This window comes from Pseudomonas sp. YL2, from assembly GCF_023063025.1.
GTDB lineage: Bacteria > Pseudomonadota > Gammaproteobacteria > Pseudomonadales > Pseudomonadaceae > Aquipseudomonas > Aquipseudomonas putida_A.
In genome coordinates, this window is record NZ_JAJSLU010000023.1 from 100,752 (window position 1) to 110,610 (window position 9,859).

The 9,859-nt window shown below is 60.6% G+C and carries 8 protein-coding genes and 1 tRNA gene; 4 read left to right on the plus strand and 5 right to left on the minus strand.

All coding sequences use genetic code 11. From position 1 onward, the window contains the following. Window positions 1-2 precede the first annotated feature (2 nt). Genes LVD08_RS25705 through LVD08_RS25715 form a run of 3 tightly spaced genes read left to right on the plus strand, consistent with a single transcriptional unit; the run spans window position 3 to window position 1,914 of the window. Complete coding sequence (locus LVD08_RS25705) at window positions 3-497, plus strand: hypothetical protein (RefSeq protein WP_247269583.1); 495 nt, start codon at window positions 3-5, stop codon at window positions 495-497. 44 nt (window positions 498-541) lie between these two features. Then, on the plus strand, window positions 542-775 hold the full coding sequence (locus LVD08_RS25710; protein ID WP_039593925.1) for a hypothetical protein: 234 nt from the start codon (window positions 542-544) through the stop codon (window positions 773-775). Next, window positions 775-1,914 (plus strand): tyrosine-type recombinase/integrase, encoded by a 1,140-nt coding sequence (locus tag LVD08_RS25715; protein ID WP_247269584.1) that lies wholly within the window; start codon window positions 775-777, stop codon window positions 1,912-1,914. Before LVD08_RS25710 ends, LVD08_RS25715 begins: the two co-directional genes overlap by 1 nt. Before the next feature lie 112 nt (window positions 1,915-2,026). Here the strand turns inward: LVD08_RS25715 and LVD08_RS25720 are convergent. Next, window positions 2,027-2,103: transfer RNA gene (locus LVD08_RS25720), tRNA-Val, on the minus strand. 184 nt (window positions 2,104-2,287) lie between these two features. Here LVD08_RS25720 and LVD08_RS25725 point away from each other — a divergent pair. Next, the gene (locus LVD08_RS25725; RefSeq protein ID WP_247269585.1) at window positions 2,288-3,571 is read left to right on the plus strand and encodes an NAD(P)/FAD-dependent oxidoreductase; all 1,284 of its coding nucleotides are present in this window, start codon (window positions 2,288-2,290) and stop codon (window positions 3,569-3,571) included. A 145-nt stretch (window positions 3,572-3,716) separates the two neighbouring features. Here the strand turns inward: LVD08_RS25725 and LVD08_RS25730 are convergent, their stop codons facing one another. The 4 genes from LVD08_RS25730 to LVD08_RS25745 are packed head-to-tail and all read right to left on the minus strand — an operon-like array spanning window position 3,717 to window position 9,291. Beyond that, window positions 3,717-4,688, minus strand: a complete 972-nt coding sequence (locus tag LVD08_RS25730) for an XdhC family protein (protein WP_134786866.1) — start codon at window positions 4,686-4,688, stop codon at window positions 3,717-3,719. 1 nt (window position 4,689) lies between these two features. After that, window positions 4,690-5,925 carry a c-type cytochrome gene (locus tag LVD08_RS25735; protein ID WP_247269586.1) on the minus strand — a complete coding sequence of 412 codons (1,236 nt, stop codon included), beginning with the start codon at window positions 5,923-5,925 and terminating at the stop codon, window positions 4,690-4,692. Window positions 5,926-5,927: 2 nt separating this feature from the next. Continuing rightward, a complete protein-coding gene (locus LVD08_RS25740; protein ID WP_003226408.1) occupies window positions 5,928-6,467 on the minus strand; it encodes a (2Fe-2S)-binding protein in 540 nt (179 codons plus the stop codon). Next, window positions 6,460-9,291: a xanthine dehydrogenase family protein molybdopterin-binding subunit gene (locus tag LVD08_RS25745; RefSeq protein ID WP_247269587.1), complete on the minus strand. Its 2,832-nt coding sequence runs from the start codon at window positions 9,289-9,291 to the stop codon at window positions 6,460-6,462. Before LVD08_RS25745 ends, LVD08_RS25740 begins: the two co-directional genes overlap by 8 nt. Between the last annotated feature and the right edge of the window lie 568 nt (window positions 9,292-9,859).

A 9,859-nucleotide genomic window follows, 5' to 3' on the forward strand; every position in this document is an offset into this window, starting at 1 on the left:
GTATGTCCGCACTGAACCGCTTCCACGAAACTGCGAGCGATGCGTTGGAGAAGATCAGCGCCAGCCTTCCTGAAGGCGCAAAGCTCTGCCTGACCATCTACACCCCAGAGAAACCAGAACTCGACATCGTGCTGCAGGACAAAGGGCTCGACTTGAACGAGGTGGTTTCCACCCTGCGCCGGCGTGGCCTGAGCATCGACGGCGACAACGCCTACAAGCGCGACCTGCTGGACTCTGTAGTCGGTGCACTGGCGTTCGGCGCGCAGAATAACAACCCGCCGCCGGCCGGGCACTGGGGCCAGCGCTTCTGGGATATCGGCCGCGAGGAGCGCGGACTTCACGAAGAGCTCGTCGCCGCGCTGAAGCTCACCCGCGAGAACCTGCGTGCCTGTCAGGCGACCATCCACTTGGCCGGCTACTTCGATCCCGCATACGTGAACGATGCCCAAGCCGCAATGGCAGTTGCCGACGCAGCTCTGGCCAAGGCCGGCGCATAACTCATCACCACCTTCTGCCGCCACGCGCGGCATGGAGCATCATCATGGCAAAGGTCATTGCCCAAATTACGGCCAGGCTGCCGCGCCTCATGGAGGCGGGCGAATACAGGAAGCTGCGGTACGCCGGCGGGAAGCCGAGTCTGCAGCAGTTGAAAAAATGGATTGAGGAAGGCGAAGTTGTGGGAGAGGTAAAAGGCGGGATGTATTTCGTGGATCTGCAGGCAGTCGTGCTGGGGTCGAATGATCCCCTGCTCGCCAAGATGATGGAGGTGGGCTGATGGCTCCGCCGCGCGCCAGGACAATCAAGAACCGGGATCTGCCGGCCAACCTTTACCCGAACGGGAAATATTGGCAGTACAAGAACCCGATCACCGGCAAGAAGACCAGCATCAACAAGCCGATGGCGGAGGCCATCAAGCTGGCCAACGCCGCCAACGCGAAGTTGCTGCCCCTGCTGGCTGACGACGGCGCGCTGCTGGCAATGCTCACCGGCGAGGCGGCGCCGAAGTTCAGCCGCTGCCTGGAGCGCTTCGAGGATGAATGGCTGGGCACGCGGAATTATGCCGAGCGGACGCTGAAGGAAATCAAATTCAAGTTGGCACGGTACCGCGAAGACCTGGGCGATTTGATGATGGGGCAGCTCGACGTGCTGACCGTGGCCGAATACCTCGACGGATTCGAGAACAACGCCTACACCAAGCACCGCGGCCTGCTCGTTCAGATATTCGCTTTCGCCGTGGCCAAAGGCTTGTGCGAACGCAACTCGGCCGAGCTTACGCTGGTGAAGAAGGAAGCCGAGAAGAAGCGTCAGCGCCACACGGTTGAGGGGTTGAACACGATTTTGAATTACGTGGGGACGCCGATCTGGTTGAAGCGCGCGATCCGTTTGGGTTTGCTGAGTCTTCAGCGGCGGGAAGATATCGTGATGTGGCCAAAGTCGGCCGTTGACCTCGAGCAGAACACTATCAAGGTGTCGCCCGGGAAGACGCAGAACTACGGGAAGCCGGTGCACTTGGAGATTGCCATGGGCCCGGCGCTGCGCGAGGTAGTCGCGGAGTGCATGCGGTCACCCGTCGTGTGCCCTTACCTGATCCACTACTCGCCGAAGGCCCGGAAACGGTCGCAGCTCGACGCCAAGCTTCACTGGAACGCCGTGACACCCGATTACCTGACAAAGTCATTCGCCCAGGCCCGGGATGACTCCGAGGCATACAAGGACATGCCCGCCGGCGAGCGACCCACTTTTCACGAGATCCGTGCACTGGGTGCGTGGCTGTACGAGCAGCAGGGTTTCCCGCAGGAGTACATTCAAGGGCTGATGGGTCACGCGGACGTCAAGATGACTGAACACTACCAGGCGGGCCATGGCGATGACGCCGTGGTGTACATGAAGGTGAGCGCCGACCTGAAGGTGTAATCGGTGGTCGTTTGCCCAAAATATTCCCAAAGTTTGCCCAAACACCAGACAACAAAAAAGGGCCCACCTTTCGGTGAGCCCTTCTAGACCGCCCAGCAGAGCGGATTTTGTTTGGTAGGCGCGATTGGACTCGAACCAACGACCCCCACCATGTCAAGGTGGTGCTCTAACCAACTGAGCTACGTGCCTGCTGTGAGGCGGCATTCTACGGAATTCCGGAGGGGTGTCAACACCTTTTTTTCACCTAACCCTATGAATATGCAAAATATTTAATTTCGGGCCAGCAGATAAGATTTTTCCGGTGGCTGGCGGAGGCTTTTCAACTCGGGTAGGATCGACGCACTCGTAAAATATATTAAACAGAGGCTGCAGGATGGCGAACACCCCTTACCCAGAGTCTTATTACGCTGCGTCGGCCAATGCCGTACCGCCACGTCCGGCCTTGCAGGATGATGTGGAGACGGATGTCTGTGTGATCGGCGCCGGGTATACCGGGCTGTCGTCGGCGTTGTTTCTGTTGGAGAACGGTTTTCGCGTGACAGTCCTGGAAGCTGCCAAGGTCGGCTTCGGTGCGTCGGGGCGTAATGGCGGGCAGATCGTCAACAGCTATAGCCGTGACATCGACGTCATCGAGCGCACGGTTGGCCCAAAGCAGGCGCAACTGCTCGGGCAGATGGCCTTCGAAGGCGGCCGGATCATTCGGGAGCGCGTGGCCAAGTACGACATCCAGTGCGACCTGAAGGACGGCGGCGTGTTCGCCGCGCTCTCCGCCAAGCAGATGGGACACCTGGAATCGCAGAAGCGCCTGTGGGAGCGCTTCGGCCATACCCAACTGGAACTGCTCGACCAGCGCCGCATTCGCGAAGTGGTGGCGTGCGATCAATACGTCGGCGGCATGCTCGACATGAGCGGCGGCCACATTCATCCGCTGAACCTGGCGCTCGGTGAAGCTGCTGCGGTCGAGTCCCTCGGCGGCACCCTCTATGAGCAATCGCCAGCCGTGCGCATCGAGCGTGGTGCCAACCCGGTGGTGCACACGCCGCAAGGCAAGGTCAGGGCCAAGTTCATCATCGTTGCCGGCAACGCCTACCTCGGTAATCTGGTGCCGGAACTGGCGGCCAAATCGATGCCGTGCGGCACCCAGGTGATCACCACCGAACCGCTGGGCGATGAATTGGCGAAAACTCTGTTGCCGCAGGATTACTGCGTCGAAGACTGCAACTACCTGCTCGACTACTACCGACTGACCGGCGACAAGCGTCTGATCTTCGGCGGCGGCGTGGTTTACGGTGCGCGGGATCCGGCGAACATCGAAGCGATCATCCGCCCGAAAATGCTCAAGGCGTTCCCGCAACTGAAGGACGTGAAGATCGACTACGCATGGACGGGCAACTTCCTGCTGACCCTGTCGCGCCTGCCGCAGGTTGGGCGTCTGGGCGATAACATCTACTATTCGCAAGGCTGCAGCGGCCATGGTGTGACGTACACACATCTGGCCGGCAAGGTACTGGCCGAAGCGTTGCGCGGTCAGGCCGAGCGTTTTGATGCGTTTGCCGATCTGCCGCATTACCCGTTCCCCGGCGGGCAGTTGCTGCGCACGCCGTTTGCGGCATTGGGTGCGTGGTATTACGGGTTGCGTGACAAGCTGGGGTTCTGATCAGTTTTCTTGACTGGCAAACAACTGTGGCGAGGGAGCTTGCTCCCGCCAGGTCGCGCAGCGGCCCCTCTTTTATCTAGAAAGAAGGCCTGCTGCGCAGTCCAGCGGGAGCAAGCTCCCTCGCCACAAATTTGCAAAATCCAGATCAGAGCTGATCCCGGGCAATCCCGCTACGAATCCGCAAGATATCCGCCAGCACCGCCAAAGCGATCTCCGCCGGTGTCTTGCTGCCGAGGTTAAGCCCGATCGGCGCATGAATCCGCGCCAGCTCGACCTCCCCCAGCCCACCAATCCTGCGCAGGCGCTCGAAACGTTTCTGCGAAGTCTGCTGCGAGCCCATGACGCCGATGTAAAACGCCTCGGTGCGCACCGCTTCCATCATCGCCAGATCGTCGATGCGCGGATCATGGGTCAGCGCCACCACCGCGGTATCGCGATGACAGCCGCCATCGGCGATGAACACTGACGGCAACTGTCGACGAATCTCCACGCCGTTGAGCACCACGCCTTCGAGCACTTCATCGCGCGGATCGCAGAGAATCACTTCGAAACCCAGACCCACCGCGAACTCGGCACAGGCCTGCGCCACGCTGGAGTATCCCGCCAGCAACAGACGCTGAGCAGCACCGACGCGAATCCGCACCCGATCAATCTCGCGCTCGATGCGCGCACCCTGCTCGCGATCAGTGAACAGACTGCGCGCACCGCTGGCCAGATCGACCTCGCGAATCAAACGGCGCTGGCCGAGCAATGCCGATTCAAGCTCACGCAGATGCGCCTGCACCTCGCAGTCGGCGTCAAACTTCTCTACCAGTACGTCGAGAATGCCGCCACAGGGCAGGCTGACCCGCGAGCGCGGATCATCACCTTCGCCGTAACGCACCACGTTGACCGCATCGAGAAACGCACCTTCAGCGACGCGCTCGAGAAAGTCTTCCTCAACACAGCCACCGGACAGCGACCCGATCCACTGGCCTCTATCGTTCACCGCCAGCAGCGAACCCGGCGCACGCGGCGCCGAGCCGTAAGTGGTCAGCACGGTGCAGAGCCAAATGCGCTGCCCCGCTACCGACCACTCCAGTGCCCGCCGCACAACCTGTAGATCGAGATGCTGCATGTCAGTGCGCCTTGTGCTCGACGGCCGGAGCGTCAGCCTGCAATTTCTGCACGTCGCTCACCGCCAGTTCAGCCGATTGACCGCCCCAGCCTTGACGCAGGTAGTTCAGTAGATCAGTCAGTTGCTCAGGTTTGAGCTTGTCGGCGAAACCCGGCATTGGCTGCATATGTTCGAACCCGGCGAATTTCTGCTCACCGATACCGTCCTCGATCACCCGCACCAGGTTGCGCGGATCTTCCAGGCGCAGCGTGGTATTGCCACGCATGGCCACGGCGATGTGCGGTTTGCCTTCACCACCGGCGGCATGACAACCGGCGCAGACGTTCAAATATTCCTGACGGCCGCGCTGGGCGCTCGTGCTGAGCTTGTCCAGCGACACTTCAGTCAGCTCTTTTGCCGCTGGCGGTTTGTCGCCAAGCAGGAACGTCGCCATCGCCGCCAGATCCTGATCGTTCAGGCCCTGAGTGCTGTTGTGGAACACCGGGAACATCTCGTTGAACATCGTGCCTTGGGCGCTCATGCCGTGCTTGAGGAACGTGCTCAGGTCCTGCTGATTCCAGCCGCGCGCCGCCAGATCGGTGGCGAGCAGGCTCGGTGCCAGATAACCGTTGAGGATGCCGCCGGTCAGGCGCTTGTCCAATTGCATCGCGCCCGGCAGGCCGCGTGGCGTGTGGCATTCGCCGCAGTGACCGAGCACTTCGACCATGTACTGGCCGCGCTTCCAGGCTTCGCTTTTGCCTTCGGCAGATTCCAGCTTCAAGGCCTTGCCGTACAGCATGTTCCAGCCGATCAGGCCCGGACGCACGTTGAACGGAAAGCTCAGACTGGTGACCGGCGCGGCGCGCTCGATCGGCTCGATGGTTTTCAGATACGCGTGAATCGCATCCGAGTCTTCCCGCGGCATCAGGTGATACGAGGTGTACGGCATCGCCGGATACAGATTGGCGCCGTCGCGACGCTTGCCTTCGGTCAGTGCAGCGAAGAATGCGTCATCGCTGTACAGGCCGATGCCGTGCTCTTTGCTCGGGGTGATGTTGGTGCCGTAGATCGTGCCGAATGGCGAAACGATCGGCAGCCCGCCGGCAAATGGCGCGCCGCCCGGCGCGGTGTGGCACGCCATGCAATCGGCAGCGCGAGCAAGATATTCGCCGCGCTTGACCTGATCATCAGCGTGAGCAAACAACACCGGCGCAGCCAGCCCGACCGCCAGGGTCAGGCGGGTCAATAGATGCTTCATGCTTAACCCTCCTTGACCAGGCCGAGATCGGTCAGCACGTTGCGCGTGGCGTTGTAGTAACGCACGTACCCGGTGCAACGGCAGATGTGGTGGCCGAGGCTGTCCTCGATGACTTTTTCCAGTTGGCTTTTGACGATCGGCTGGCGCTGCAGCTTCTCCACCAGCACCGTCGCGGCGTTGACGAACCCCGGCGCGCAGTAGCTGCACTGGAAGGCGAATTCGTCGACGAAACGCTGCTGGATCGGGTTCAGCTCAGTGACCTGGCCACTCTCATCACGCTTGGCGTGACTTTCGATGGTGCGGACTTTCTTGCCTTCGAAGTAATGCGCGCCGGTGATGCAGGTGCGCACTTCTTCACTGGTGCCGTCCGGGTTGTCGACAATCACCACGCAGGCGTGGCAGATGCCCTGGCCGCAGCCCAGGCGCGAACCGGTGAGGTTCTTGTATTCGTGCAGATAGTCGATCATCGGCAGGTCATCAGGGATGTCCACCGGGCCGACGGATTGACCATTGAGGGTCAGTTGAAGCGGACGGTTAGCCATTGAGGGCCTCCTTGATGCGCGCAGCAGTGATTGGCAGATCGCGAACACGTTTACCGATGGCATGCGCCACCGCGTTACCGATGGCACCAACCACAGGGATCATCACCACTTCGGCGATGCCTTTGGACGGATCGCTAGGCGACAGCGGCGGCAGAATCTCCGCGGTCTGCTTCCACACCGCCACGTGACGGGCCATCGGCAGGCGATAACGGTTGAAGTTCCAGTCACCCTCCCCCGGTCCGCCTTCGTACAGCGGCATCTCTTCCATCAGCGCGTGACCGATGCCCATGGCAATCCCGCCTTCGAGCTGGCCCTTGACCAGTTCTTCGACCAGCACCCGACCGCACTCGACCCACGAATGGTGGTTGAGCACTTCGACTTCCGCCGAGCCTTTATTGACCTTCAGCTCGACCAACGTGGCCACCGGGCTGTAGTAAGTCACCGCAGCGTTGTTCAACTGGACCACCGGATAGTTGATGTTCTGGCGATCCAGCAGGTGGAAACCCGCCGTGCTCATCAACGCTTTCTTCGCCTTCGGCGCGCCATCACCGTACTTCACTGCGAGACCGTCGAGCGGCAGACGCTCGCGCACGCCGTCGATGCTGTATTCGGCCTCGGCCCAGCTCCAGCGGTTGAACGCGTGAACGGTGGCGCCGGTGACCAGACCACGTTCGTGAGCGCGTTTGGCCAGCTCTTCGAAGCTCAATGGCTGCATGCCGTTGGCAGTGAGCTTGCCATCGACCCAATGCGCATCTTCACGACGCACCACGTAAGGGTTGGCTTGACCGCCGTAAGGGCCCTGACGCCAGATTTCCATGGCCGCCGGCCACAAACCGTTGTTGAACAGCACGCGCGCCGCTTCACGGGTGGCGTGACTGAAGTAGTAGGCCGAGTTGGTCGCGGACGACGCCGAGGCCAGCTTGCCAACCCAGCGCGGGTTGCGCAGCAGGTTGTCCTGTTCGGCCTGGCTCATGATGTAAGGGTTGCCGCTGGTGATCAGCTGCATTTCCTTCCATTCGGTTTCGCCGGTCTTCACGTCGTGCGCCGGGCTGCCAAGGAAATCGGCCACCACCAGCGCCTGCGAAGTGGACATGCCAGTGCCTATTTCAATACCGATGTGACGCAGGGTGATGCGACCTTCAGCAGTGAATTCGATGCTGGCCATCGGCGCTTCGGAGCCAGTGCCGAAGTCTTTCTGGCAAATGGCGAAACCGACGCCGTACCAGTTGTCCGGGTCGGCAGCTTCGCGCTGTTTCTTGATCGCGTCGCGGTTTTTCCAGACTTCGTGCACCGAGGCCTTGTCGAGAATCTCGTGCAGGCGCAGGGCACCGGCCGGAATCGCGCCCTGGGTGTTTTTCATGCCCGAACGCAAGGCGTTCTTGCGACGCAGATCAATCGCGTCAACGCCGAGGCGGTTGGCGATTTCGTCGACCATCATTTCGGTCGCCGCCATGCTTTGCAGGGTGCCGTAACCGCGCATCGAACCCGCTTCAACACCACGCGAGTGATAAGCGGTGACCTGCAGATCGTTCTGCGGCATGTAATAGATCGACTGCGCTGCCGTGGCACCGACTGCCGCTACCGACGGGCTGTAGTTGATACGGCCACCACCGTCGACGCTCATCTCGGCACGGAAAATCTTGAAGCTGTAGTCGTTCTTGTCCACTGCGAGCTGATAGCGGATATCGAACGCGTGACGCTTGATTCCGCTCTGGAACTGCTCATAGCGGTCGTTGGCCAGACGGATGGGGACACCGGCGCCGTACAGCGCAGCGAGGGCCGCGTAGTAAACGAAGATGTTGTGGTCTTTGGAACCGTAACCCACGGTGTAACCCGGGTGCATGTTCAGGTTGGCCAGGCCGAAGCGCGACGGCGCGATCATTTTCGCGGTCTCGGTCGCCGCTTCCAGCGGGCACTGAGTGGCGACCACGAAGTGCAGGGTCTTGGTTTTCGGGTCGTACCAGCCGTTGCCGTTGTCCGGCTCCATGGCGGCCGGTTCGATCGACGGGGTCTTGTAGCGCTCGTCGAACACCAGCCAGTTGTCCGGCGGCGTATCGATCTCTTTTTTCATGCGGTCGGCGTAGAACAGGCCGCGCTCGGTCAGGTTGCCGTGCAGGTTCGGCTGGGAATTCCACACCGGACGCCGGTTTTTCAGCATCGGGAACAGAATCGAGTCTTTCAGGCTGGCGAATTCGTCTTCGTCGGCCGAGGTCGCGCCGCCCACGCGCACGTAGCGGAAGCTGCCATAAGGGTCGCCTTCGTAGTACGGCACTTGTGCACCGTAACGAATCGCCTTGTCATTGAATTTGAGTTTGTTCTTGGCCTGGCGGAAACGCTCGAAATCGTTCCAGATCAGGATCGCCACCGGGTGGCCGATGAACATCGGCACTTTGCCTTCCGGCAGCAATGGATCCGGCGCGTGTTCTTCAGGGAACACGATGCCGTCCTTGTCCAGATCGGCCGCTGTGACAATGCGGTCAGGTTGCAAGTCGGCGCCCAGCCACGACAGGTCGTAGCCTTCGTAGATTCGGTCGGCCTTGATGGTTTTCAGCAACATGGCGTGGCCTTGCTGCTCAGGCCAGCCCGGCATGTCCTTGGAGCGAATGTCGCGAGCAAATACTTTGCTGCCGCAGACCTTGGACAGGGCGTCGTTACGTTGGCGTGCCTTGCCGTTGTTGCCGAGCCACTTCTCGGACGGCACGGTGACGCTGTTTTCCATCAAGGCAGCCAGCGCCTGACTGCTGAGCGGCGTGAGCGTGACGCTCACACCCGCCACCAGCCCGCCCTGGAGGAACGAGCGCCGGGATATATCACGGTTGGACATGGATCATCCTCTGGGCGGTTATGTGTCCGCCCTTCTGGTTATCTACTGGGAATCTCGAGTCTTGCAGAAGCCCTTCTTGGCGAAACAAAGGGCGTGTTGACAGTGCAAAGCTGACCGAAAGGTTAACTTTAAAGGTTTCTGAGCGTCCGGCAAACAACCAGTTACAAAAATTTGACTAAAGAATCAAAAAATCAATGCGACGTGGCACCGCAGCAGATCGCAGGGCACACAGACAACCCCCTGTGGGAGCGGGCTTGCTCGCGAAGGCGTGGTGTCAGGCAGCCCTTTTTCAACTGACATACCGCTTTCGCGAGCAAGCCCGCTCCCACAGGGGGATTTGTGTTGGATTCCAGGGTGGAGGCACGAGTCAAAGGAGGGAAAAGCCAAATTTCAGACACAAAAAACCCCGGTCTTTCGACCAGGGTCTTTGCTATCGATTCCGAAACAACCAACGGCTGCTTTCGGTGTTTCAAGGCGTTCAGTGGTCCTTGAAACAGATATGGCGCAGCGGACGGGACTCGAACCCGCGACCCCCGGCGTGACAGGCCGGTATTCTAACCGACTGAAC